Source organism: Candidatus Thermoplasmatota archaeon (assembly GCA_018814355.1).
Lineage (GTDB): Archaea > Thermoplasmatota > Thermoplasmata > UBA10834 > UBA10834 > COMBO-56-21.
In genome coordinates this window covers 31883-55534 of the sequence record JAHIZT010000120.1, presented here as the reverse complement: position 1 = coordinate 55534, position 23652 = coordinate 31883, and the positions used below count along the sequence as shown (strand labels likewise).

General features: G+C 57.4%; 23 protein-coding genes. 5 read left to right on the top strand and 18 right to left on the bottom strand.

Annotated elements, in window-relative coordinates:
• Positions 1-3786 (bottom strand): ATP-dependent helicase (locus tag KJ653_08995; protein MBU0685964.1); only part of this gene is annotated, 3786 nt, incomplete at its 3' end.
• Between the two features lie 122 nt (positions 3787-3908).
• Here KJ653_08995 and KJ653_08990 point away from each other — a divergent pair.
• Complete coding sequence (locus tag KJ653_08990) at positions 3909-5627, top strand: carboxypeptidase-like regulatory domain-containing protein (protein ID MBU0685963.1); 1719 nt, start codon at positions 3909-3911, stop codon at positions 5625-5627.
• Between the two features lie 22 nt (positions 5628-5649).
• Here the strand turns inward: KJ653_08990 and KJ653_08985 are convergent, their stop codons facing one another.
• From KJ653_08985 to KJ653_08960, 6 genes are all read right to left on the bottom strand, one after another.
• Entirely contained in the window at positions 5650-6249 is a 600-nt protein-coding gene (locus KJ653_08985) for a FumA C-terminus/TtdB family hydratase beta subunit (protein MBU0685962.1), read from the bottom strand.
• A 6-nt stretch (positions 6250-6255) separates the two neighbouring features.
• Complete coding sequence (locus tag KJ653_08980; protein ID MBU0685961.1) at positions 6256-7128, bottom strand: fumarate hydratase; 873 nt, start codon at positions 7126-7128, stop codon at positions 6256-6258.
• Between the two features lie 79 nt (positions 7129-7207).
• Positions 7208-8242 carry a hypothetical protein gene (locus KJ653_08975; GenBank protein ID MBU0685960.1) on the bottom strand — a complete coding sequence of 345 codons (1035 nt, stop codon included), beginning with the start codon at positions 8240-8242 and terminating at the stop codon, positions 7208-7210.
• Positions 8243-8539 carry a DUF424 domain-containing protein gene (locus KJ653_08970; GenBank protein MBU0685959.1) on the bottom strand — a complete coding sequence of 99 codons (297 nt, stop codon included), beginning with the start codon at positions 8537-8539 and terminating at the stop codon, positions 8243-8245. It lies immediately after the preceding gene.
• Positions 8536-10623 (bottom strand): minichromosome maintenance protein MCM, encoded by a 2088-nt coding sequence (locus tag KJ653_08965; protein MBU0685958.1) that lies wholly within the window; start codon positions 10621-10623, stop codon positions 8536-8538. Before KJ653_08965 ends, KJ653_08970 begins: the two co-directional genes overlap by 4 nt.
• A 128-nt stretch (positions 10624-10751) precedes the next feature.
• On the bottom strand, positions 10752-11297 hold the full coding sequence (locus tag KJ653_08960; protein ID MBU0685957.1) for a DUF367 family protein: 546 nt from the start codon (positions 11295-11297) through the stop codon (positions 10752-10754).
• A 224-nt stretch (positions 11298-11521) separates the two neighbouring features.
• Between KJ653_08960 and KJ653_08955 the strand changes: the two genes are divergently transcribed.
• A complete protein-coding gene (locus tag KJ653_08955; GenBank protein MBU0685956.1) occupies positions 11522-11938 on the top strand; it encodes an RDD family protein in 417 nt (138 codons plus the stop codon).
• 25 nt (positions 11939-11963) lie between these two features.
• Here KJ653_08955 and KJ653_08950 read toward each other — a convergent pair whose 3' ends face one another.
• The 6 genes from KJ653_08950 to KJ653_08925 all read right to left on the bottom strand — a co-directional run bounded on the left by KJ653_08950 (position 11964) and on the right by KJ653_08925 (position 15823).
• Positions 11964-12203 carry a hypothetical protein gene (locus tag KJ653_08950; GenBank protein MBU0685955.1) on the bottom strand — a complete coding sequence of 80 codons (240 nt, stop codon included), beginning with the start codon at positions 12201-12203 and terminating at the stop codon, positions 11964-11966.
• A gap of 45 nt (positions 12204-12248) precedes the next feature.
• Positions 12249-12782, bottom strand: coding sequence for a type IV pilin N-terminal domain-containing protein (locus KJ653_08945; GenBank protein MBU0685954.1), 534 nt, complete (start codon positions 12780-12782; stop codon positions 12249-12251).
• A gap of 210 nt (positions 12783-12992) precedes the next feature.
• Positions 12993-13514, bottom strand: a complete 522-nt coding sequence (locus KJ653_08940) for a type IV pilin N-terminal domain-containing protein (protein MBU0685953.1) — start codon at positions 13512-13514, stop codon at positions 12993-12995.
• Positions 13515-13753: 239 nt separating this feature from the next.
• A complete protein-coding gene (locus KJ653_08935) occupies positions 13754-14479 on the bottom strand; it encodes an RAD55 family ATPase (protein ID MBU0685952.1) in 726 nt (241 codons plus the stop codon).
• A 1-nt stretch (position 14480) separates the two neighbouring features.
• Positions 14481-15065: a hypothetical protein gene (locus KJ653_08930; protein MBU0685951.1), complete on the bottom strand. Its 585-nt coding sequence runs from the start codon at positions 15063-15065 to the stop codon at positions 14481-14483.
• 8 nt (positions 15066-15073) lie between these two features.
• Positions 15074-15823, bottom strand: a complete 750-nt coding sequence (locus KJ653_08925; protein MBU0685950.1) for an AAA family ATPase — start codon at positions 15821-15823, stop codon at positions 15074-15076.
• A 165-nt stretch (positions 15824-15988) separates the two neighbouring features.
• On the opposite strand from KJ653_08925, the gene KJ653_08920 reads away from it, so the two are divergent.
• Together KJ653_08920 and KJ653_08915 are read left to right on the top strand one after the other, a co-directional pair.
• Positions 15989-17281 carry an orotidine 5'-phosphate decarboxylase gene (locus tag KJ653_08920; protein MBU0685949.1) on the top strand — a complete coding sequence of 431 codons (1293 nt, stop codon included), beginning with the start codon at positions 15989-15991 and terminating at the stop codon, positions 17279-17281.
• 46 nt (positions 17282-17327) lie between these two features.
• On the top strand, positions 17328-17876 hold the full coding sequence (locus tag KJ653_08915) for a GNAT family N-acetyltransferase (protein ID MBU0685948.1): 549 nt from the start codon (positions 17328-17330) through the stop codon (positions 17874-17876).
• Between the two features lie 27 nt (positions 17877-17903).
• Here KJ653_08915 and KJ653_08910 read toward each other — a convergent pair whose 3' ends face one another.
• Positions 17904-18773: a zinc metalloprotease HtpX gene (locus KJ653_08910; GenBank protein ID MBU0685947.1), complete on the bottom strand. Its 870-nt coding sequence runs from the start codon at positions 18771-18773 to the stop codon at positions 17904-17906.
• Positions 18774-19001: 228 nt separating this feature from the next.
• Between KJ653_08910 and KJ653_08905 the strand changes: the two genes are divergently transcribed.
• A complete protein-coding gene (locus KJ653_08905) occupies positions 19002-20465 on the top strand; it encodes an FAD-binding oxidoreductase (GenBank protein ID MBU0685946.1) in 1464 nt (487 codons plus the stop codon).
• Between the two features lie 17 nt (positions 20466-20482).
• Here the strand turns inward: KJ653_08905 and KJ653_08900 are convergent, their stop codons facing one another.
• The 4 genes from KJ653_08900 to KJ653_08885 form a co-directional block, all read right to left on the bottom strand.
• Positions 20483-21031: an ECF transporter S component gene (locus KJ653_08900; protein ID MBU0685945.1), complete on the bottom strand. Its 549-nt coding sequence runs from the start codon at positions 21029-21031 to the stop codon at positions 20483-20485.
• Between the two features lie 68 nt (positions 21032-21099).
• Positions 21100-21888: an energy-coupling factor transporter transmembrane protein EcfT gene (locus KJ653_08895; GenBank protein ID MBU0685944.1), complete on the bottom strand. Its 789-nt coding sequence runs from the start codon at positions 21886-21888 to the stop codon at positions 21100-21102.
• Entirely contained in the window at positions 21885-22745 is an 861-nt protein-coding gene (locus KJ653_08890) for an energy-coupling factor ABC transporter ATP-binding protein (protein ID MBU0685943.1), read from the bottom strand. The genes KJ653_08895 and KJ653_08890 overlap by 4 nt, the downstream gene beginning before the upstream one ends.
• The gene (locus KJ653_08885) at positions 22742-23611 is read right to left on the bottom strand and encodes an ATP-binding cassette domain-containing protein (GenBank protein ID MBU0685942.1); all 870 of its coding nucleotides are present in this window, start codon (positions 23609-23611) and stop codon (positions 22742-22744) included. Before KJ653_08885 ends, KJ653_08890 begins: the two co-directional genes overlap by 4 nt.
• Between the last annotated feature and the right edge of the window lie 41 nt (positions 23612-23652).

Here is a 23652-nt window from a genome sequence, read left to right as displayed (position 1 = left end):
TGCCGCAGGTTCTATGCCGCAGATAGTATAGACGTTCCTCGAACTCCATGATTCGGCCTCGTCGTACTCGCGCAACAGGTATCCCTTTCGATCGAGAGAGTCGAAGTGCTCCCTCATGATGTCCGGAGGGAATCCCGAGGCAGACGCGATCTCCTGAAAGGTCCCCGACCCCAGCTTGTTGATGACACGCATGATCTCGAGCTCGTACTTGTCCAGGCGATCGTTTCTGTAGACGCCGAGATAATGAGGAGCATCACTGGCCAGAACGTACCTGAGCCGCCCGCGAACAAACCTACCGAGGAGAATCTCGCCCTTCTTCCTCAGATCACCGAACTCCTCCATGTCGAAGTCCTGGACCCTCTGGAAGATGTCATAGATCATCCCAGCTTCTCCGAACTTCTCGAAATAGCCCTTGATGGAGCCTACCTTCGCGAACTGCTTCGCCTCGCTATAGGCCCTGACAGTCTCGCGGTCGAAGACCGGCTGGCCTTCCGACCTCAGACGGAGGTAGTCCTTGGCCAGCATGTACTGCTGTTGCTCGCCGACGATGAACCTCCCTGAGACGACGGTCTCATATGAGACTAGCTCGTGCAAGGTCTCCTCGGCCTCATGCTCCAATACGCCGACCTCGTACGCAACGTCTTCGACAGTGATCGGTGCGTGATAGGCGAGATGTCTCTCGATCGCCTCTCTGAGACAATCCCTGCGGGGCCTGAAACCTGTGTCCACCTTCGAGTAACGATAGGAATCACCCTTGACATCAGAGCGACATATCTGGCTGGCCGTCTCCAGGCGTCTGAGAGATTCGCGGACCGCTCCTCTGTCGAGGGCGAGCGCGCCTGCCAGCTCTTGGAGGTTCCCGTGGCTTTCCCCGAGGGCTGCCATGACCTTCTTCTCAACTGGGCCGTGGGTCAGGTCCTTGTGATGCAGGCACGAGTAGAGCTGGAAGTCCTCAGTCTCGATGTAAACGTCTTCGCCGATCCAGACCGAACGCACCTTTCCCTCCCGTAGAAGATCTCCAGCCCATGTTCTCAGCTCGTCAAATGGCTGCTGCGAGTGCGAGTATATGCTCTCGCCCTTCTCGCGGAAGAGATTCATCGGGCCTACCAGCTTGAGCGTGTCGAGTATGTCCTGCTTCGATGATATCTTCGGGAACTTGGCTGCGAAGTAACCCTCGACCTTCTCCGTGTCAAACTGATACTCCGTAATTGATTCCTCACCCAGAACCCTGGCGAGGACCTTCCTGTGCAGCTCCCTCAGGAGCATGCTCCTGTCCTCCATGAGCACGATGTCCGAGACTCCAACCAGGATTACATTGTGGGCGAAGGGAGAGGGCACGCCCGAGAACGGAAGATACTCTATCGTTCGCTCTCCCTTCTCTATGCTCTCCAGAACCTCCTTCGCATGTCCGAGGTCCATGACTTCAGTCAGTATTTCCTCGTACGTCTCGACCATAACGGGGAAGTCGTCGAGCTCGTGCAGCGCATCGAGGAGCCTGCTGGACCGCAGCTGCTGGCGGGCGACAGAGAGCTCCTTGCCCTTGTAGTTCCTTAGGACCATGAAGCTCCTGGTCGCGGTGTGCCTGAAGCGCTGGGAGAAGAGCTCGGAATCCCGGACCGCCTTCCTGAGGACCTTCTCCAGATCCTCGGACCTGAGCACGTCCCCGAGCTCCTCCAGCCTGAAACCTTTCGAGGCGGTCAGCATGAAGCTATCGTCCGTGACGGAGACCGTGACATTGCACTTCAGCTTCCCGGATAGAGAGAATGCGTATGCTCTGCTCATCGCGTCGTTGACCCGTCTGCCGAAAGGGAAATGGAATATTGCGCTCTTGTTCCCGGAGGCGTCGACATAGCCTTCGATTATTAGCCTTGTATCCGTCGGGATCTTCGCGACGATCCTTTGCTCTTTGAAGTAGTTGACGATGGTCGTCGCGGAACCCTCATCAACATCGAACTCCTCCATCAGCCAGGCTGCGATCTCTGACTCTGGCATCTTGCCCAGCCGTTGCTCCATCTCTTCTCGGAACCTGCCAATCATGACGGAAAGGTCGAAGCTCCTAGGCAACATCTCGCCCGTCCATGAAGGCACGGTAGGTTTCCTGCCGCTGGCGCTCTTCACGAAGGCCTTCGTGCCCTTCGACTTGATGAACTCGTAGCTCCTGCCCCCGAGCACGAATATGTCGCCCTGGGACAGCCGTTCCACGAACTTCTCGGAAAGGGACCCGACCGGCGACCCGCGCTCCGAGAACACCCTGTAGTCCGCCTCTTCGGGAATCGTCCCCTGGTTCAGATAGTATATCATCCTCGAGCCGCGCTTCTTCCCGAACGTCTGCTCCTTCTCGTCGTACCAGAGTTTCGAGTATATGCCCTGAAACTCGTTCTTCCCTCCTAAGAATCGGAGAACGCTCTCGAGCTGGCCCATTGTCAGGTCTTTGTAGTTATATGCCCGTTTTACCAGGGCGTAGGCCTCGTCTACCTTCCACTTGCGCTCGATCGACATACCGATGAGTGTCTGTGCAAGCACGTCCAGAGAGTTCATCGGGATGGTGACGCGGTCGATCGCCTTCCTATGGGCCGCACGGCACAGAACCGCGCACTCGACTAAGTCGTCACTCTCGAAGACGACAATCCTGCCCTTCGACGTGCCTCCATACTGGTGGCCTGCCCTGCCGACCCTCTGAAGACCTTTGGCGACGGACTTTGGAGAGCCAATCTGCACCACGAGGTCTATGGACCCTATGTCAATCCCGAGTTCAAGGGAGGTGGAGGAGACGACCGCCTGGAGCTCACCGTTTCGCAGGTTGCCCTCGACCTCCATCCTGGTCTCCCGGCTCAGGCTCCCGTGGTGTGTCCCTATATTCTCCAGGCCCCTCTCCTTGAGTTTGTACACAACGCTCTCGGTTCCGCTTCTGGTGTTTGTGAACACCAGAGTCGTCCTGTGCTGCTCGATCATCTCCTTGAGCAAATCGTACATCTTCGAGTTCACGACCTCGAACGACAGGGCCGTCATGTCCTTCGTCGGGCAGATGACTTGCAGGTCGAGGTCGCGCTGGGCGAAGACCTCGACGATGTTGACATCCCTCGGGCGTCCATCCTTAAGACCTGCGAGGTACTCGGCCACCTGCTCGAGAGGGGCCACGGTCGCAGACAGGCCTATCCTGACGAACTCTTTGGGACAGAAGCTCTGGAGGCGCTCAATCGCGACCGAGAGCGCGACGCCTCTTTTCGAGTCGCATATCTCATGGACCTCGTCCACTATCACGTAGTCGACATCCTCGAACTTCGTGCTGAAGACCGGCGTCGACAGCACGAGGGAGAGCGACTCTGGGGTTGTGATGAAGATGTGAGGAGGCACCCTTGCCTGCTTCTGTCTCTCGCTCGGGAGGGTGTCCCCCGTCCTTACCGCGACCTTGACCCCAGGCGGAGATAATCCTTTGACCCTGAACAGCTCGGATATCTCCGCCAAGGGCTTGATCAGGTTCTCGTTTATGTCGTTCGCCAGTGCCTTCAGGGGAGACACGTAGACCGCGTATATCCGGTCCTCGAGCGCGCCCTTCTCAGCCTGAAGGATGAGCTCGTTGAGAATGGATAGGAAGGCGGTGAGCGTCTTGCCCGATCCCGTGGGCGAGGACACCAACACATTCCTCCGCTCGTGAATCAATGGAACGGCCATGGACTGAGCTTCGGTCACATCGCCGAACTTCGTTCTGAACCACTCTGACACTATTGGGTGCATCAGGGACAGAACGCCCTCGGTTGACCGCTTATCTGTAGTCTTGGTAATCATGGTGCTTGACCGTCAATCTTGCTTCGTTATTCAGTGTTGATATTAAATGGTTGTCAGGGACTATGGAAAATGCGGGGACATCGGCAAACGTATTTATCTGAACTAGCCGATGAAGAACAAAAGTGGACCGAATGACTAGACGTGTGGTTTCAATGCTGGGCGCGCTGGCGCTTACGCTCGTCTTTCTGATGCTGTCGACAGCTTTGTTCTTCTCCTTCGACCCAGGAACAAACGAGGAGCCTGTGAAGAAGGCCGCAGCGATGCAGACCTGGCCTTCGGGGACACTCATAGTCAACGTCACAGACGATGTCGGGAGGCCATTGACCGGAGCGACCGTGAAGACATGGGGAGACGGCATATCGTGGCAGAACCTAACGGCAATCAACGGGACGGTCGCGCTGACGAACTTGACGGCCGGGGAGTCTGGGTCTCCTGTCACATACCAGCTTAACGCCAGTGCGGGCGGGTACAGGGATAGCTACCAGGCAACCGTCGACCTGATCGAGAACGAGACCGCATACATCGATCTCACGGTCTACGGCGGATTCATCCAAGGCACGGTCACGACCATCTCGGGAGGGTCGCCCAAACCAGTGACGGGAGCGAACGTGACCATAACCCCTCTCGGCTACTCGGCCGATGTTTCCCCCGCGGATGGGTTCTATCAACTCGCGGGAATACCCGCTAACACTTACTCCGTTACCGCGAATGCTTCTGGGTATGTCCCGAGCTCGCTCCAGGCCATCGTGGTCCCCCTGGGCGGTAGTGTCACGAAGCACTTCGTCCTGATATCCCAGAACGGGTCGATCTCAGGTCATGTCTACTGCGCCGACGATTTCTCCCCGCTCGACAACACGAATGTGTCAGTGCAGGTAGGGTCGGTCACCCTGACTGTCAGCAGCGGATCCGACGGCAGCTACAACATCACCAACATCCCTGAGGGCATCTACTCACTGACCGCGTCCAAGGACGGGTTCTTCTCCAATACCAGCGTCGACATCCGTGTGACAAGAGGGAATGTGACCGCGGGTGTAGACTTCAACCTCACCGAGAAACCGACGAGGCTCTACGGGATCGTCAAATCGGGCTCATTTCTCTTGGTAGGAGTGAACATTTCTGTCGTCGGAACCGAGTTCTACAGCATATCGGGTATCGATGGCAACTTCGCAATATGGAACCTCACGGCTGGAACATACACGGTCCTCGCCTCAAGAACTGGCTACTCCCCCAAGACTATCGAGGGAATCATGATCCCGGCGGGAGGGGAGACGCAGCTAGAGGTGAATCTAACCGCCATGCCCGGCTCCCTCCTCCAGGGCACCGTGATTGCGAGAGACTCCAATTCACCGCTCTCAGGCGTGTTGATCACGATTATCGCCGAGAACAAGAACACGCAGTCGACATACACGAACATCAATGGCGAATTCGTCTTCCCCGGACTCATGGACGGGAACTACACCATCCAGTTCGAGAAGGATGGTTACAGACCTCTCGAGATCGGTCAACTGGAGGTGAGAGAGAACGACACCACGAACCACAGGTTCTTCATGAATCCCCTCAGGAGGGGGGTGGGAGAGGGGTTCATCTTCGGATTCGACATGGCACACTCCATGATGATCCTGGCACTGTTCCTGACGATAGTGATTCTCGCAGTAGCGGTATACCTCAGGATACGCACCTTCCAAGCGCCTGAGTCCGCTCCCGCAGTCTACGATGAGGCTGAAGAGGAAGTGAAGAAGGAAGGTGAACAGACGGAGGACGCTGAGACAGCCGAGGAGTCCTCAGAAGCACCTGACTCGCAGGAAAAGAAAGTGAGGAAGATCAAGAAGGGCGGGGAGTAGGCCCGCTCGTCTGTCTGTATCTTCAGGCGAGGCCGAGCTTCGCACGGGCCTTCTTCTCGTTCTCTTTGACCTTCGCGTTGACATCTGCGAACAGGCTGTTGCCGCTCGCATCTATCGCAACGGTCAGTGGTCCGAAGTTCTCGGCGTTCAGGATCCAGATTGCCTCCGGCATCCCCAGCTCGAACCACTCGACGCCCTCCACGCTCTTGACACCCTTCGCGGCCAGAACGGCCGCCCCGCCGGTGATTGCGAGATACACAGCCCCGAACTTCTTCATGGCATCGACTGTCGGCTGTGACATGCCGCCCTTGCCTATGATCGCCCCGGGCCTGAACTTCTCTATGAACTGAGGTTCCAGAGAGTTCATCCTTGACGATGTCGTAGGACCTGCGGCGACTGCTTGCCACTCGTCCCCGACCTTCCTCATGATCGGACCACAGTGGAACAGCGCGGACCCTTTGAAGTCGACCGGGGGGTTCTTTCCCTTCTCCAGACCCTCGAGGGCATGTATGTGGACCTCATCCCTTCCTGTGTAGATGATGCCATCAAGATAGATGGTCTCTCCCAGCTTCAGCGCTCGGACATCGCTCTCCGTCAATGGGGTCTTCAACCTCTTTGGCATCTTGGATCACCTCTCATGGGTCGGGTAGGCGACTTTGCCGTCTGGATGTATCCTGACGGTGCCGCGTCTGCCGGCCCAGCACTGGACGTTCAAGCCAACGGGCAGGCTCGCCGTGTGGCAATACGCATATTCGATGTTCAGACCGAGGCACGTGGTCTTTCCACCAAGGCCCATCGGGCCGATGCCCAACATGTTGATGGCCTCGAGCAGTTCGCTCTCGAGCTTCGCGATCTCCGGGTCCTTGTGCCTCTCGTCGATCGGCCTCAGTAGCGCTTCCTTGGCGAGCTTCATCGCGATATCGGACGAGCCGCCTATTCCCACGCCCAGTATCGTAGGCGGGCACGGGTTGCTGCTGGCCCTCAGGACTGAGTTGAGGATGAACTCCTTGATCCCTTTGAGACCCTGGGTCGGCGTCAGCATCGCGAGCTGGCTCATGTTCTCTGAGCCTGCGCCTTTCGTCATCACCGTGATCTCGATGTAGTCCTTGTCGTGGATTTTCCAGTTGATGTAAGGGTGTCTCTCGCCAATGTTGTCGCCAGGGTTCTTCCTAGTGATCGGATGCACTGCGTTCGGCCTCAGCGGGACCTCCTTCGTGGCCTTCCTGACGCCCTCTACGATGCCCTTTGCGACATCGACCTTGCAGTCTTTGGGCAGCGTGGCGTAGAAGATCGTCACACCAGTGTCCTGACACATCGGGGTGTTCCCCTTGATCGCCATGTCCATGTTGTCCACGATCGCCTTGAGCTGCATCTTCGGTACCTCGTCGGTCTCAGCGGCGTAGGCCTTCCTGACGGCCGTCTCCACGTCCGCGGGGAGCTTGACGACTGTCTTCCGGAGCAGCTCGACGGTGGCATTCGAAACATCTGCTTCAGTAACCATAACTTGTCGGACCTCTCGGCCGGTGTATGAGACTAGATAATTAATGCCTTTTTGGTGGAACAAGTCAGAATCGAGACGATTACCAGCTGTCACTGATGGCGAACGTCCCGAGCTTCGTCTTCACGATCCTCACGTGTTCGCCTTTTCGAGAAAAGCCGATTGGCTTGCGCAAGTCGACAGGCGTGTTGGTCTCCGGGTCAAGGACCTGGAGCTCGCTCTCCCTCTCCACCAGCACGACTGCCTTCAGCACCTGAGCGCCGGTGCGGATCAGCGTGCAATCGTCTGCCTCCTTCATCCTGAGGGAGCGTTCCTCGCCCGTCTTGAGATCGACGCCGCGTATCATCCCTCTGGACATTCCGCGCACGAGGTATTCCCGTGACTGGTGCTCGACGATGTCGCCTCGGGAGAACCCTGGCAGCCGCACGAGGAAGGTCATCCTGTAGATCTCCTTGCCCAGGCGCCTGCCCCAGAGCTTCGATGATTCCTTGTACTCCGCGCAGAAGGACTCCCGTATCTCCTTCGCCAGGCTCCTAGCGGCAGGGCTGGTGCTGAAGTAGAAATCGAGCCCGCCCTTGACACGCTCGATCTTGCTGACGAATGCTCCTCTGCTTGACTTCCTCATTGTGGCGACCCTGTTCTGGACAAGGTTTTCGATGTCTTTCTGAGCGCTCTCTGTGAGATCACGACCCGGGCCCCTGACCTGGAGTATCGCCTCGTAGTAATTCCCCTGCTGTTTCGAGCACTCGGTGCAGGAACCGCGCTTCAACCTCACGATAGTGCCGAGCTCCCGCTCGAACTCATGGCCCAGAACGGTCAGCAGGACGCTCACCTTGGCATCCAGGTTCCTCTCGTCCTTCTCGCCGAGCTGCACGCGCATGTCCGAGAGCTTCGAATTCTTTGGGAGGACCAGCGCCTGCCTGAGAGCGCGCTCCGATGCCTCCTTGACGGAGCCGACATCCTCCCAGCCCTTCTCCGTCTGCATAGAGGAGCAGTGGGCGCAGAGCGTCACGTCGACATGGTCTGGCAGAGACGGCTGGACATGCCTTTTGGAATAGCACTCCTCGCATAGGGAGCCTATGAGCTCGCCTTCGCGGCCGCACTCGACGCAGAACAACTACATCATCCTCGCCATCTGCGCGTGCGGCACTCCTCCGATGACCAGGACGCTGGTAGGGTCGACGAACCCGTGCTTGATCGCTATCTCAAGGGTCTTCTCGCCGACGAGGTTGGCGATGGTCGCCATCTCGAGTCTGCTGACGAGCATGTTCTCGTCGCCCGTGTCGCCCTTGTAGAACCCTTCTGAGACATGTATCTTGAGGTCTTTGGACCTGAATGTCTTTCCAACTATGTCGGAGTCGCAGGCGGCAACGACAGTCTCAGTGCCCTGCATGTGGACCTTGATGCATATCATCCGATGCGCTCCTCGCTCGCCAGCTTGAAGTATCCTGGCTGAGGCGAATAGACTTCACCCGCATCGCTCAGCTTCTTCAGCAGCGCTCTCACTCTGTCCTCCGATATGTTCTCCGACCCGGCCTTCTGGACCAGCTCGGCCTCGCTCACGCCCCTCTTGGCATCTGCGAGCTGCTGCACGAGGTTCCTCAGCACATAGATCTGGTCCCTCTGAACCCTGCTCGTGCCTGTCGCGATGAGGTCTATGTCCCTCCTGCCGCCCTCGCTCGCAACCTTGCTGAGGTAGTACTCAACTATCTTGATCGCGCGATTCGCATCGTCCGTGTCGACGATCGTACTGAGCCTTGCCCTCGCGCTGGCTTCGGACATACGTATCAGCGCCTCTAGCTGCCTCGCGGTGATAGGCACGGAGGCCTCCTCGCCCTCGCCCAGCTTCCTGATGGAGACGTAATACCCCTGGAGCGTACGAATGGACTCGTCGCTCATGACGGGGGTGATGCGTTTGCTGTACGCGACGTACTTCCTAAGGAAGTCACGATCCATGGCCGGCACCAGGCCTGAGCTATCTCTGAGTATCTCAGCGACGTCAACATGTGTGATGCTCTCGGGCGACTCGTGCAGCATGACCTCGCCCCTCCTGTGCGCCTTGAGGATGTGTGCGGCCACTTTCTTGTCCTGCTCGGAATCCGGCCGGTCGGTCATTGTGAAGATGGCATCGAATCTGGACAGAAGTGCGGGCGGGAGGTCGATCTGCTCGGCCATGTTCCTGTTCGCATCGAACCTGCCGTACTTTGGGTTCGCTGCTCCGAGGACTGCGCACCTGGACTGAAGAGTGGCCGTGATCCCAGCCTTGGCCACTGAGATCGTGCCCTGCTCGAGGCTCTCGTGAATGGCGGACCTATCCTGGTCGTTCATCTTGTCGAGCTCGTCGATGCACGCGAGTCCTTTGTCCGCGATGACAAGAGCGCCCGCCTCGAGGGTCCACCTGCCTTCTCCGAATTCGTCCTTGACTGCAGCGGCAGTGAGGCCCGCTGCGGATGACGATTTCCCGGACGTATAGATGCCTCTGGGGGCAAGCTGCGCCATGTATCTCAGAATCTGCGACTTGGCAGTGCCTGGGTCACCGATGAGTGCGATGTGTATGTCCCCCCTGATCCTGGTGCCGTCATCCATCGTCTTTGGAACGCCCCCGAACAACTGCAGGGCTAGGCCCTCCTTCTCCTGATCGTAGCCGTAGATCGTGGGCGATATAGACGCTATGACCTTCTCGAAGATGTCCGGAGACTTCGCGAACTCGCGTATCTTCAGCTCGTCCTCGGGAGTGATAAGTATCTCCTCGTACTCGTGCTCCTCGTACTCCACCGAGTTGACATCCATGTGTATCTCGAACAGCGTCGATTTGACCTGCGTGCCCTTCTGCTGGCTTCTCAGGATCCCGTTGAGGATGACCCTGTCTCCGGGAGAGATACGACCCGAGAGGTCGTCCTCGATGTAGCCCACTAGCCTCTCGGGCTGAGCGCCTCCTCTCAGTCCTTCCGGTGGCTCCTGGGCCTCTATCTTCTGGGTGTCCACGAACTTGGACGGATCTGTGAGAAGCCTGAACTTCGTAGAGCCGGTGCCTCGGCCGCATCCGCCCTCTTCCTTGGAGCACTCGAGCGGCTCGTGAAAGAGCATGCCTTCCTGCTCGACCGTGATTTTGTGTCCGCACCTGGCGCACTCGAACTCCGCGATGGTCACCCTGGGCCTGACTTCCGTCGCCTTCCGCACCAGGCCCTCGATGGACACGAAACTCCCGAGGTGCTTTGCCCTCAGCTTTCTGACCTCTATGCGCGAATCGCGCGGAAGCCCGTTGATGCGGAAATGGACGAATGGGTTCGTGAGAGCATGTGAGACCATACGCTTGATGGCCTCCTCCGCCGAGCGCAGCGACAGGGTCGGATTCACGAGGGTGTAGTTGGCGAGGTCGGGATCGAACTTCTCAATGCTGGAGAAGTCCACGTATATGCTTCTAACATCGGGGTACAGGTCGGCGATAGTCGACACAAGGTGCCTCCGCTCCTGCCCTCCCAGGAACTCTTCCCAGATGGAGACTAGGTCTTCAGGAGTGTATTCTTTAGGCGTTCAGTTCCCCCCTCGAATCACGGTCGATGCTCTTGCCCTTCCCGATACTCTTGGCAAAAGGGGAGAGGGAATCGACCATGTGATACATAAGGCTACTCTGCTCGTGCATCTTTGTGCCTTTCGATTACCTTCAGTATTCTTGTCTGTGCCTCGACGACTTCCGCGCTCGTGTTCGCGGCCGCGTATGCCTCGAGCCGGTCCCTGTTGATCGAGATGAAGGTCTCTCCCCACTTGAACCTGCTCATGAGGTGCTCGGCCTGCTCCTTCTCTCCCAGGATGTACAGCGATGCGGAAAGGGCTTCCGCGGTTGAGAGCTTCTGCGCCTTGCCAAAGTTGGTCGGGTTCGCAGCGAGGAGGAATGGAAGGCCTCTGTGCCTCAGCCCCTTTCTCACCTTGGGGAACCTCGAGAGCTTGTTCCATGAACAGTCGAGCACTAGAATGCCCAGCTTCTTCGCCGAAGCGAGGTCCTCCCGCGAAAGCGCCTTCTCCGCCTCGGGGTCGAGGACCAGTGCACCCCTTGGGATCCGCCCGGCATGGATGACCTCCCGGACATCTCCCAGCCTGACCAGCTTTGCAGCGGTGCACTTCTTCGGGTCGTCCTCCCGCTCCATAAGAGCGAAGAGCCTTATCTCTGCCATCGCTTTGACCAGTAGTGCCAAGGCCAGCATAAAGTAATGGGCCTCGGCCGAGCGGACCTGGCCGATGGTTCTTAAGGCAGGGGATGCGATTATGCCCACGCCACGATGACGAGAACTTTCATGCTGACATGTGATGAAAGACGGGCGATCCGAGTGGCACCACGCTTTCCAGATGGAAAGTAATATACATGAGCGGGGCATCCGAGAAAGGAGGCTGATTTAGCATGGTAACAGGATTCGACTACCTGAGCCAGGACAAGGCGCTCCAGGAACACTGGGCCCGCAGGTTCGCGGCCATCATCATCGACGCGCTGATCATCTATGCACCAATTTCGATCCTTTTCCGGGTGCTGGGGACCCCTCTGTTTTACCCCTGGTTCTTCGCAGGAGGCCTGTTCTTCCTGTACTGCGCGCTCTTCGACGCTACGATAGGGGGAACGGTTGGCAAGATGCTGCTCCATCTGAAGACAGTTTCCACGACGGGGAAGGTGGATTTCGCCAAGGCGATTCTCAGGAACATATCCAAGATCTTCGTGGTACTCCTGCTCCTGGACTGGATCATCGGCATGGCTGTTGACACGAAGGACCCGAGGCAGAAGTGGACGGACCAGATCGCCAAGACCTCGGTCATGCTCTATTAGACCCGGACGTTCTCTTCGCTGTTCACTAGGGCACCCACCAGACCCAGCCTCGTTTCTCAATCGAGGCCTCGCCCTTGATCATGCCCTTCTTCCGCATCTTCGTCAAGAAAATGACCGTCTGGTCGGGACAACGCTTGTGCTCCTTGCGCGCGAGCTTCTCGATTTCCATTGTGCTGAGCGGGCCCCTCTGCCTGAGGAGCTCTATTACGAACGCCTCCGCCTCTGAGGCGTTCATGATGTCCAGACCAGGCCCTGGTGCGCTCACGCTCAGGCATATGCTAGATGGGCTGAAAAGCCTTGCTCGAGCTGCTCAGTCGCCCAGGAAGGGCATGGAGTCGATCAGGGACCCTGTCGGACCGTGCATCAGGAAGACCTCATAGGTCACCGCATTCGAGAAGTTCCCTCCGCTGGTAGTAAGCGAATATGAGTCTCCCTGGTTGGCGTAGCCGTTACCAGCGAGGTCCGTGACGTTCATGAACACCGTGAGCGAGCCAAGAGCCCGGCTGCCAAAGCTGACCGTTACCAAAGAACCCGTTGCCAGGGACTGTGTGGTCATGTTGTCGAAGGTCACGGTGTTTCCACTCCCGTCAACGAGGACAATGAACAGGTCGCCCCAGACCGTGTCCCTAGAAAAAGGTGTGAATGCGAACTTGAAGCCATCCGGAATTGATGACTTCGTGAAGCTCGCCACGGGAGGAGAGTTGGTCGAGTTGTTCCCGAATCCGAAGACCATGACGTACAGAGTAGCCGCCAAGACCACGGTAATGCCCACCAGCAAGATCGTTGCGATCACAGGCGAAACGCCTTCAGCATCGTACTTTCTCAACCAGCACTTCTTGCTCATGGAATCGAACCTTCCTGGAACGCGGGGCAGCGTCCCAACCCGTTCATAAACGCTTGTGAATATTAAAATGGTTGCATCAGGGATTCACTCGCTGGACGGCAGGTTCGAAAAGAAACGCTGAGAGATGAAATGCCGCCGCTACATGTTGAAGAATGAAAAGGGAAGGGAAAAGGTTTGATCGGTTTCTATCCACTTCAGATGCCCGCTCGTCTAGCCGTTGAAGCTGGCGTGGCATATCTCAGCGGACGATGGGTCGTGCATCACGGTCACTGTGTAGGTGACTGATGCTGAGTACGCGGTCCCAATTGTCTGGAAGGTGGCGAAATCACCCTGGTTCACGTAGCCGTTACCTGCAAGATCGGTGAACGTGCAGAACACGGTCAACGATCCCAATGCCTTGGACGTGCCATTCCAGACATCGGTAGTGCCGGCGTTCAGGTCCGTGGTCGCTGGCGCCCAGCTCTGTGTGTTGCCCGACTGGTCCTGGATGAGTAATGACACATCGCTCCATGGCGTGTCCTTGCTCATCGGGGCGAAGGTATACTTCACACCGTTGGTCACGGTCGACTTCGTTATGCTCGACGTTGGGGTTTGAGTAGTCGTCCCGCCAAATCCTAGGACCATGACATATAGCACGGCCGCTAGAACAACAGTGATCGCGACCATTAGGATGGTTGCGATGACTGGGGACACTGCCTCGGCATCCTTGCGGATTGCCCAGATCTTCTTCATTGTTTTGTCCTCCTGCAAGCCTTTCGGCCTGCGTGGAGACTAATACGACCGAACTGAGCTTAAATAGCTTTGCGGGTGATTATCAGGCGCGGTCGTTATCGGATTCGATAATTGCCGATTCGACACATCTGGCTATGTCGCATTATTCCTCGTAACAAGAAGACGTAGTCTTCTTTTCCACGTGAGTCAGTACGAAAACGACGACATTCACAGAAAGTGCGACCTGTCGAAGGACGCACTCATCCGGGCTTGATCCCAGTCTTGTCGAAGGTCGTGGGGATTATGCCCACCATTGCGGGCCTGTTCCTGACCTTCTGCACGATGATGAACTTCTTGAACTCGTGCCCGACCTTCTCCCTGTCCAGCTCGATTATGACATCCGCGAGGTCCTCGATGCTGCTCTGGATGCGCGAGTCGTGCACTCCCTTCAACATGGTCATCAGGGTGACGCTCTCGGAGTGCTGCGTGTGTGCCTTCACAGTGCGCATGGCCATGAGCACCTCGGAGCTGTCGTAGTTCTCGAGAAAGAAGTCGAGAGAGTTGATCACGACCCTGAACGGTGGCGTGAGCTTAGAGACCTCGTACGCAAGGAAAGTGAGGAAGTTCTCCTCTTTGGCGGCATCCTGCTCCCTAAAGCGTCTCACGTCGCCGAGGGTGATCCCTTCCTGCCTGAACCTGCTGATCTCCAGCTTCTTGGCGAGCACTCCCTCATAGTACTTGGTGCCCACGTTGATGATCCTCAGATCCGTCCTCCATCCGTATTCGCGCATGACCCCCAGAACGTCCTCGTCCCTCTCGGTGGATGTGAAGTAAGTGACGGTCTCGGTCCCCGCCGACGCGAACTGCTTGGCGAAGAACTCGGTCCCGGAGCCCGGGCTGCCCATGACGAGCACAGTGGAGCCCTTCTGAATGCCGCCACCCAGGTGTTCGTCCAGTGCCGGAATGCCGATCGTTGTGAGGTTCATCTCAACCCTCATGTTTCTTTCCCGCGTGTATGCCGTGATCGCACACGAGGTTGACCATGTTGTTTATGTCAGGGGTCGAGTGCTCCTCGACGGAGAGTATGATGGTGTACGCCTCCCTCGACCTTAGGCCCGAAACGAGTATGTGAAGGAACTCGGACAGGATCCAGTTGTTGTTGTGGATCGCGAGAGAGTTGATGGAGTCGATGACCACGAGCTTGTTCTTCGACTGGGACCTCCTGATCAGGTACTCGACCTTAAGCATCAAGTTCTCCAGCATGGTCGGGCTCTCGACGAGGGTCGTGTGTTCGTCCTGCCGCGCAGATTGAACGCCCATCATTATGTGGGATATGCAGTCCACGAAGTACACTCTGGAGGAGTCTATGTCCAGCGCTTCCAGCACCCTCTTGATGGCGTCGGACGATATCGTGGCTGTGACGTAGATCACATCCATGTCCTTCTTGTTGGCGAACAAGTCTATGACGCCCCTGATCACGTCCAGGTAGTTATCGACGCTCATCTGGAGCGACACGGCAGAGGCCGGAGGCGTCTCCGAGAGCTCATTGGCGATCTGCTGTGCGCTGATCATCTCCGGGCTCATCCAGTGCTACCTCCCTTAAGCAGTGGCACCAGGAGCACTCCCATCGGAGTAAGGTCCAGGACGTACTTGGCCCTCGAGTGCATCGTGCCCCGCATCTTGATCACTTGAAGCGTCCTGAGCAGATCGCCTCTCCGCTCCATGTTCGCCATCAGTATGATCCCGTCCGCGATGGCCTCCTCGACCCCGAAACTGGAGTAGGACGTCGATTCTGCGGGGACCTCGCCCACCAAGATCGACGTGCAGTTCAGGTCCGAGAGCGCCTTCCCGAGCTTCAGAATGAAGTCCCTGATCTTCTCAGATGTCTTGAGCTTGTAACAAACGGATGTTATCGAATCGATCACGAGCCTCTTGGTGCCGAGCTCTGCCGCCAAGTCGCTGATCGCGGTCGCGAGGAGGTCGATCTCCTCCATGCTCAGCTCGGCCTTCGTCATTCCCAGGCGCTCATACATGATTGGGAGATCGACGAATACCAGCCTTCCGGATTTGATGAGGTTCCTGTCGAAGAACTTGTACGGCATGATGTTTTGGAGAAGCTTCTCCGAGTTCTCCGTGACTGATATGAAAAGTGAGTTCTCGCCCTTGATCGCACCGTGTATGAGGAACTCGAGCGCCAGCGAGGTCTTGCCTGTGCCGCAGCTGCCTGTCAACAGGATCGTGTTGGCCCTGGGGATGCCGCCATATAGTATGGTGTCGAGGCCTTCCAGGCCCGTCGCGCACCTTTCCCTTTCACCCGGCTTCTGCACCATCTATTCTTGAGAATGACGTGAACCGCTTATTATTGTTTCTTTCTGGTTGCGGCAGAGAGAATGAGCCATCCTCTCCATCGATGATTCCTCGGGTGGTTCCGGCACTCGCAGGTCAGTACTGTCCCTTCGACAGGTTTTTACAGGTGGAATGAGGTGTTCGAACCGATGAAGCCAATCCTACAGGTCGCTCTCGACCTCGTGCATGGGGAACGTGCAATCCCGATAGCCACTGCCGCCGTCAAAGGAGGCGTTGACTGGATAGAGGCGGGAACGCCTCTGATCAAGAGCGAGGGCATGGAAATCGTCAGGCAACTGAAGAAGGCCTTCCCGACACACACAATCGTGGCCGACATGAAGACAATCGATGTCGGGGGAGCAGAAGTGGAGATAGCCGCGAAGTCTGGTGCAGATGTCGTCGTGATTCTTGGCGTGTCATCCGACCCTACGATCACGGAAGCCGTCCTGACCGCCCGCCAGTATGGTGCGAAGGTCATGGTCGACCTGTTCAATGTAAGAGATAAGGAGACTAGGGCCAAGGAGGTTGAACGCATGGGCGCGGACTACATCTGCGTCCATGTTGGCGTCGATGAGCAGATGGTTGGAGGCTCGCCGCTCTCCGAGCTGAAGGGGCTGGCCAAGGCCACCAAGCTTCCGATTGCCGTCGCTGGAGGCATAAACAGCGAGACTGCCCCCAGCATCGTGAAGGCAGGAGCATCGATAATCATCGTTGGCGGAGCCATAATCAAAGCGAAGGATGTGGCCGGGGCAGCCCGGAAGGTCAAGAGATCCATTTCCACGGGTAGGAAGGTCAGCACGGACCTGTTTAAGAAGTACCGCGAGGACGAGCTCTTCGTCGCGTTCTCCAAGGTGTCTTCACCCAACGTCGCAGACGCCCAGCACAAGAAAGGGGCGATGAAGAGGATCCATCCTAGGATCGAGCACGGTGTCAAGATGGTCGGACGCGCATTGACGGTTCACACCATCAACGGTGATTGGGCCAAGTCCGTCGAAGCGGTGGACCGGGCCAAACCCGGTGACGTTATCGTTGTCGACGCCGGCGGAGGCGAGATCGCTGTTTGGGGAGAACTCGCCTCCTGGAGCTGCAAGACCAAGAAGGTCGCCGGTGTAGTAGTCGACGGGGCGGTCAGAGACATCGAAGCTATCATCGACATGGGCTTCCCATGCTTCTCGAAACACATAGCATCCAATGCGGGGGAGCCGAAAGGCTACGGCGGCATCGGACACGAGATCCTCTGCGGTGGAGTAACTGTGAGGACCGGCGACTGGATAATCGGCGATGAGAATGGTGTTGTCGTCGTACCTCAGGAGAACGCAGTCGAGGTCGCGAACAGGGCCTTGGATGTCCTCGAGAAGGAGAACAGGCTGAGAGAGGAGATCAAGAAGGGCGGCACTCTGTCTAGCGTCATGAAGCTTGAGAAATGGGAAAAGATTGGCTGACGCCTGTGTGCACAAGCTTCTTCTTCGGGGAGTAGCTTTCTGAGGCGTGGTCGCTTTCAAATTCAGGGCCAAGGACGGCACGCGGGTTCTTTTCAGGGAGCCGAGGCCGAAGGACGCAGTCCAGCTGATGAGGTTCATTAACGCCTTAGTCGTGGAGAAGAGGTCTGGACTACTCATGAACACGAGTGTGGGCCTTGAAGATGAAAGAGCCTGGCTCAAATCGTGGCGGGCGGACATCAGAAGGAGGAAAGGGGTGATGCTCCTCGTCGAGGTCGACGGGAGGATCGTGGGCAACTGCACGGTCAGCCGTCTGCCCTGGAAGACTTCGCACGCAGCGGACGTCGGCATCGCCCTGAGCCGCGAGATGCGCGGCAAGGGGATCGGGGAGGCGTTGATGATCAATATCATCGAGCTTGCGCGCAGGCGCATGCGTGGCCTGGAGATGCTTCACCTCAAGACGTTAGACTACAACGAGAGGGCTCAGGCGCTCTACAAGAGGATCGGATTCATCGAAGTGGGCCGTATCCCGAAAGCCAACAAAGAGGGCAAGGAGTACCACGACGACGTGCTAATGGTCAAGTTCCTGCAAGAATGAATTGGAGAGCGAAGGAGGTTCCTTCAATCATCCTATGAACCCGGTCTTGTCCGCGAGGTCCTCGAGCCTCTTGACCCTCTTAGCGATCGGGGGGTGGGTCATGAACAGGGTAACGAAGGTCCCGCCCGTGAAAGGATTCACGATGAACAAGGATGATGACGAAGGGCTTCCCCTGGTCATCGGTCTCCGCCTGTTGCCCTCCTCCAGCTTCTCAAGAGCTCTGGCCAGGGCCAACGGCCTTTGGATCATGAGCGCGCCCTCCTTGTCCGCCTTGTACTCCCTGCTCCTAGATATCGCCAATCTCAGCAAGAGAGCGGCGAGTGGAGCGGTTATCGCGACAAGCAGAAGGATTAGAATGTTCCCATTACCCCTGCGGCTCCCCAGTGAGCTCCAGAGGGCCATCCTTGTGGCGAAGGATATCGCACCCGCTATCGTTGCTGCGACGGACATCAGCAGTATGTCCCGGTCCTTGATGTGAGCCATCTCGTGAGCTAGCACGCCCTCGAGCTCGTCGTCTGTCAGAAGGGACATGAGGCCCTCAGTGGCTGCTATGACCGCGTTGTTCTTGTTCCTCCCGGTCGCGAAGGCGTTTGGCGTCTGGGTCGGTATAATCGCAATCCTCGGCATTGGTAGATCGGCCTTGAGGCACACCTTGTTCACGATGCTATATAGCCTGGGTTGCTCGGCCTTAGAGGCTGGCTTTGCCCTATACGACCACAGGACGATCTTGTCGCTGAAGAAGTAGCTGATGAAGTTGATCAGACCAGCAAACACCAGGAACATGAGAGACCCCAATATCCAATCCCCGAAGAACACGGCCCCTAGCACGTAACCGATGGCGACGAATATCGCTGTCAGGGCCATGAACAGCGCCATCATTCTAAGTGTCGAATGCATTCTGTCTCCCCTCTCCCGACGCTATACGCGTCGTGCGTGGACTTCCACTCACTACCAAGCGAGATAAAAGGATTTCGCCGGGATGCCGTTTGGTTGTGATGCATCTAGTTGCCCTCTGTGAACAGACCAGGTGTTACACATCATAAAGGTTATTGGCAATGAGGGCTTACCTTGCCCAGGGGAGGACCGGCAGACCTCCCACTCATCGCATGCCAGTAGGTGTTAACGATGGAGACCACGGATGACAAGATGGAAAGAAGGCTCTACAGCCACGATCTCGCACCGCTTCCGAAAGAAATGGATCTCATTTTCAAGACCATGCCCGACCAGGTCGTAAGACCGGCGTACACGCAGGATGTCGTCCAGATCGTTAGGAAAGCCATCTCGACCAACAAACCAATAGTCCCGAGGGGGGCGGGTTCCTGGGGCCTTGGCGGTTCCGTCCCGGTCAAGGGCGGCATCACGATCGATATGACCGGAATGAACAAAATCATCTCTATCGATGAGACGAACCTCGTCGTGACGGTCCAAGCAGGTATCACTTGGAAGGCGCTGGCAGATGCGCTGGACGCCAAGGGCCTTTTCCTGCCATGCTACCCCAGTAGCGCGCCGTCTGCAACCTTGGGCGGATGGATCGGCACTGGCGGGACAGGCATAGGGGCGTTCAAGTACGGCAGCGCGGGCGACATTATCAGAGACCTGGAGATCGTACTGCCGACCACCGAGATAGTACACACTGGCGACAAGCTGGTCCCACAGAACGGTGCCGGTCCGAACCTGAACTGGCTGTTCGTCGGTTCGGAGGGCACGATGGGCATCGTGACTGAGGTCACGTTCTCCATCCTTCCCAAGCCTGAGGAGCTCAGGCCCGTCAGCTATTCGTTCGATGACATCATGAAATTCCAGCCGGCCCTCAAGAAGCTGGTGAGGTCCGGCGTTGCCCCGATGCACATTATGTTCGGCGACAGGCTGCACTTCGATTACCTGAGAGCAATTGGCAAGCACGCACCCGAGGTCGGGTGTATGGTGACCATGGCGCTCACTGGCACCAAGGCCCAGGTCGACTACGAGGAGAAGACCATCGACGACATATTCACCGCCGCAGGTGCCAAGAAGGAACCGAAGGAGACCGCCGAACACGAGTGGTCCGAGAGGAACTACGAGTTCAGAGTTAGAGAGCTTGGAGTGGGAGCAATCCCAGGCGAGATTCTTGTCCCGATCGACAGGATGAACGTCGTCCTCGAGGGCACGGCGAAGATCATCAAACAGCTCAAGATGAACGCGCCTCTGATAGGCACTGTCGCGGACAACAACACTGTCATGCTCATGCCATATTACCTGACGGATGAGCGCAAACTTGTGGCCTCAACCGCGGCAATGGGTTTCGCCAAGAGACTGGGCGATCTCGCGTTCGACAACGGCGGGAGGCCGGTTGGGCTCGGGATATTCTTCGCGGGCAACTTGGCCAAGGTCCGGGGGAAGGAGGGCGCGAAGCTGATAAGATCGCTCAAAGAGACGCTCGACCCGCATGGCATCATGAACCCCGGCAAGATGGTCGAGACCGGCACCAGATGGGGCATCTCGATGCCGGCCTTCCTGATGAACTTCGGCATGCAGATGATGGGCTCAGTCAAGAGGATTCTGCCCAGGGATAAGATAGGCGAGAAGGAGCTGTCGAAGCTCAAAAAGTAGAGAGCTCTTGCCCAGGCTCAGGGTGTCTTGGGACGCTGATTCCTGTACTGAGATATGGCTTGGGAGAGCGCAAGACCAATCAGGCCTCCAAAGAGCACCTGGCCGATGTTCAATGGCAGCTCTAGGGCTGCGTTGCCGAAGCCATACAAGACCCATTCGCCGACGAAGTATGTCGTGACCATGCATGAGCCGCCGGCCCAAATACCAAGAATCTTCATCCGTGTCGTTCCCCTGTAGGCCGGTCCGAGAAGACCCGCGACCAGCCCCTCGGAACCTTTTGCAACCAGTGTTATTGGAGCGAAGTATCCGAATCCGAGCAGAAGGTCCGCCGCCGCCGATCCAATGCCGCCACAGATCATACCTGCGCGCCAGCCAAAGGTGAAGGCGCTGAAGAAGACCATCGCATCTCCAATGTTGAAATAACCTCTGGTGGGGAGAGGAATAACAAGAGTCATCGTGACTGCGGTGGTCAGCGCGGTGAGGACAGCGTACAAGGCCACTGTTCTGGGCGAAACGAACTTCGCAGGTGTGGCCCCCACGGTCTTCGGGGGAGTCTGAGATTCCATGCTAACGCTTGCCAAGACTACTAACTCCTACTTATATTCTCCAGGGTTCGATAGCTGAATCATGTACATCACAGAGGAATTGAGAAGATGTACTTGGCGGTGACGGGTAATGCAAACACGGCGACTGCAATGAACAAGGCGACATAGTCGGCTGCGCGCATCTTCAGTTCGCGCATGTAGGTTCTGTCTGTTCTCGCACCGTACGCCCTTGATTGCAGGGCGAGGGAGAGCGTGTCAGCCATCTTCAATGCGGTGATGACGGTGGGAACCAGGACCGCCACATAGTCCCTAGCCCTTTTTCTGAAATTGCCCTTGTCCAGCTCCAGTCCTCTTGCACGCTGGGCATCTTTGATCGACGCCACTATTGCACTGAATGTAGGCAGGAACCTGAGAGCCATCGCGAGTGAAAGGCCGAAATCGAATCTCAGGCCCATTTTCACGAGGCCGCGAACGAGATCCCGCTGGGAGGTCGTGAACATCAGAAGGTACCATGCTGCGGCGAGACAGAAGATCCTGACTGCTGTGGCGATGCCGGCCAAGATGCCCGGCTCAGTTATCGTTATCGGCCCGAGCTCGAAGAGCACGGGAGTCCCGCCGGGGTTGAATAACGGCCACAGGACGACTATGAGCGCCATCACCCTGAAGACATAACTGAAGGCGAGCATCGTCTTCTTGAAGCTTGCCCTCCCGAAGAGGATCAGGACTACCATGACAGCCGCCAAGATCAGAAGGTAGGCGAGATGGCTCATGATGAGAGCTAGAAGGCTGAGCGTAGCCACGGCGACAATCTTCACCCTCGGGTCCATCCTGTGCAGGAACGTGCCAACCTCGGTGTAGAGGTCGATGAAGCCCGTCATTTGCCAGCACCTCGCCTGGACATGAGATGGAACACGAGCTCCTCTGGAGAGAGCACCTCCCTAGGCACTCCCAAGGAGGAGAGTCTGTGGGCCAGCTGAGCCACGGGAGGGGGTACGAGCTTGCTACGCAGCAGCAGCTCCAGGTCGGTGAAGACCCCTCCTGGGTCGGAGTCCAGGACTATCCTCCCCTCTGACATCACGACGACCCTCTTGGCGTGCTTCGCTACCAGTTTCATGTCATGGGTGATCAGCACCACCGTGTGGCCGTCGCGGTTTAGCCGATCTATGCAGTCCATAAAATCGTCAGTTTCGCGGGCGTCAAGACCGGTTGTCGGCTCATCCAGAATGAACACCTGAGGATCCATGGCCATTATGGATGCGATGGATACTCGCCGCCTCTCGCCCAGAGTCAGTGAGAACGGTGGCTGGTCCTTGACCGCCGATAGGCCCATCGCCTCGATCGAAAGCGCGGTCTTTTTCGCCACCTCCGCTTCAGGGAATCCGAGATTGAGCGGGCCGAACCTGACCTCCTCAACCACGGAAGAGCAGAACAACTGATGATCCGGGTTTTGGAAGGCGAATCCGATGACCTTCGCGAGCTCGGCCACCGTCAGCCCGGACGTTGAAATGCCATTGATGGTTACGCTCCCACTAGTAGGCCTGAGGAGCCCGATCAGGTTCTTCGCGAGGGTCGTCTTCCCAGAGCCGTTGCCTCCGACGATGGCCAGGTAGTCGCCCCTTCTGACATCTAGATTGATCCCTGCGAGTGCCTGCACGCCCCCGTCGTAGACGAACTTCAACCCGTGAACTGAAATGATCTTGTCCCGGTCCGCCGACGCGGGAGCTCTCGGGATCATGGTCCTCTCCCTCGCTTGCGATTCGTGAACTTCTCTTTGATCGAGCGTTCGGCCTCGTCAACACTGATGAATGAGAAATCCGAGCCTTTAAGGCGTTCTTTGAGGAGGGCAGAGACCTCGGACACTTGTGGAGGCACTACGCCGAGGGAGCGCAACCTCTCAGGGTCCTTGAGCACCTCACGTGGTGCCCCATATGAGATAACTCGACCATCCTTCATCAAAGCGGCCTTGTCAGAGTACTTGGCTGCCTCTTCTGAGTCGCACTCGGCCAGGAGCACGGTCATGCCATGCTGCTCCTTGAGCTGCATGAGAACTTGGTAGAGCTCCACCCTGCCAACCGGATCCAATGCGTACGCGGGTTCGTCGAGCACGAGCATGTCCGGACGCATCGAGAGGGCTGCGGCGATAGCCACGCGCTGCTTCTGGCCGCCGGAGAGGCTGAAAGGTGAACGATCGTTGTAACCTTTCATGCCCACGAGCTCCAGGGCCCATTCGACCCGCTCCCTGAGCTCCTCCCGAGGCACGGCAAGATTCTCTGGTCCGAATGCAACCTCTTCCTCGACGCTCATGCAGAACAGCTGGCTCTCTGGTTCCTGGAAGACTATCCCGACCTTCGTCGAGAATTCAGCGACCGAATGCTCCTTCACATCGAATCCGAAGATCTCGGCCTTGCCCTGCAGGTCGCCCGGGAGAGCGTGCGGTATGAGCCCGTTTGATAACATGCAGATGGTGGATTTGCCGGAACCGTTCGAGCCAAGGAGCGTGACGAACTCACCTTTCTCCACTTGGAGAGATACACCGTCAAGGGCCCAATGATCCGAACCCCTGTGCTTGAACCGTACATCCTGCAGATCGAACGCGCGCATCAGTCACCCTGTGAACGCCGCTCAATCGGGCAGTTCTCTAT

Coding starts and splice junctions, on each gene's coding strand:
- KJ653_08985 (MBU0685962.1), bottom strand. CDS start 6,249: ATGCCAAAGAGGTTGAAGACCCCATTGACGGAGAGCGATGTCCGAGCG.
- KJ653_08980 (MBU0685961.1), bottom strand. CDS start 7,128: ATGGTTACTGAAGCAGATGTTTCGAATGCCACCGTCGAGCTGCTCCGG.
- KJ653_08970 (MBU0685959.1), bottom strand. CDS start 8,539: ATGATATGCATCAAGGTCCACATGCAGGGCACTGAGACTGTCGTTGCC.
- KJ653_08960 (MBU0685957.1), bottom strand. CDS start 11,297: ATGGCAGAGATAAGGCTCTTCGCTCTTATGGAGCGGGAGGACGACCCG.
- KJ653_08955 (MBU0685956.1), top strand. CDS start 11,522: ATGGTAACAGGATTCGACTACCTGAGCCAGGACAAGGCGCTCCAGGAA.
- KJ653_08945 (MBU0685954.1), bottom strand. CDS start 12,782: ATGAGCAAGAAGTGCTGGTTGAGAAAGTACGATGCTGAAGGCGTTTCG.
- KJ653_08940 (MBU0685953.1), bottom strand. CDS start 13,514: ATGAAGAAGATCTGGGCAATCCGCAAGGATGCCGAGGCAGTGTCCCCA.
- KJ653_08935 (MBU0685952.1), bottom strand. CDS start 14,479: ATGAACCTCACAACGATCGGCATTCCGGCACTGGACGAACACCTGGGT.
- KJ653_08930 (MBU0685951.1), bottom strand. CDS start 15,065: ATGATCAGCGCACAGCAGATCGCCAATGAGCTCTCGGAGACGCCTCCG.
- KJ653_08925 (MBU0685950.1), bottom strand. CDS start 15,823: ATGGTGCAGAAGCCGGGTGAAAGGGAAAGGTGCGCGACGGGCCTGGAA.
- KJ653_08920 (MBU0685949.1), top strand. CDS start 15,989: ATGAAGCCAATCCTACAGGTCGCTCTCGACCTCGTGCATGGGGAACGT.
- KJ653_08910 (MBU0685947.1), bottom strand. CDS start 18,773: ATGCATTCGACACTTAGAATGATGGCGCTGTTCATGGCCCTGACAGCG.
- KJ653_08905 (MBU0685946.1), top strand. CDS start 19,002: ATGGAGACCACGGATGACAAGATGGAAAGAAGGCTCTACAGCCACGAT.
- KJ653_08900 (MBU0685945.1), bottom strand. CDS start 21,031: ATGGAATCTCAGACTCCCCCGAAGACCGTGGGGGCCACACCTGCGAAG.
- KJ653_08895 (MBU0685944.1), bottom strand. CDS start 21,888: ATGACGGGCTTCATCGACCTCTACACCGAGGTTGGCACGTTCCTGCAC.
- KJ653_08890 (MBU0685943.1), bottom strand. CDS start 22,745: ATGATCCCGAGAGCTCCCGCGTCGGCGGACCGGGACAAGATCATTTCA.
- KJ653_08885 (MBU0685942.1), bottom strand. CDS start 23,611: ATGCGCGCGTTCGATCTGCAGGATGTACGGTTCAAGCACAGGGGTTCG.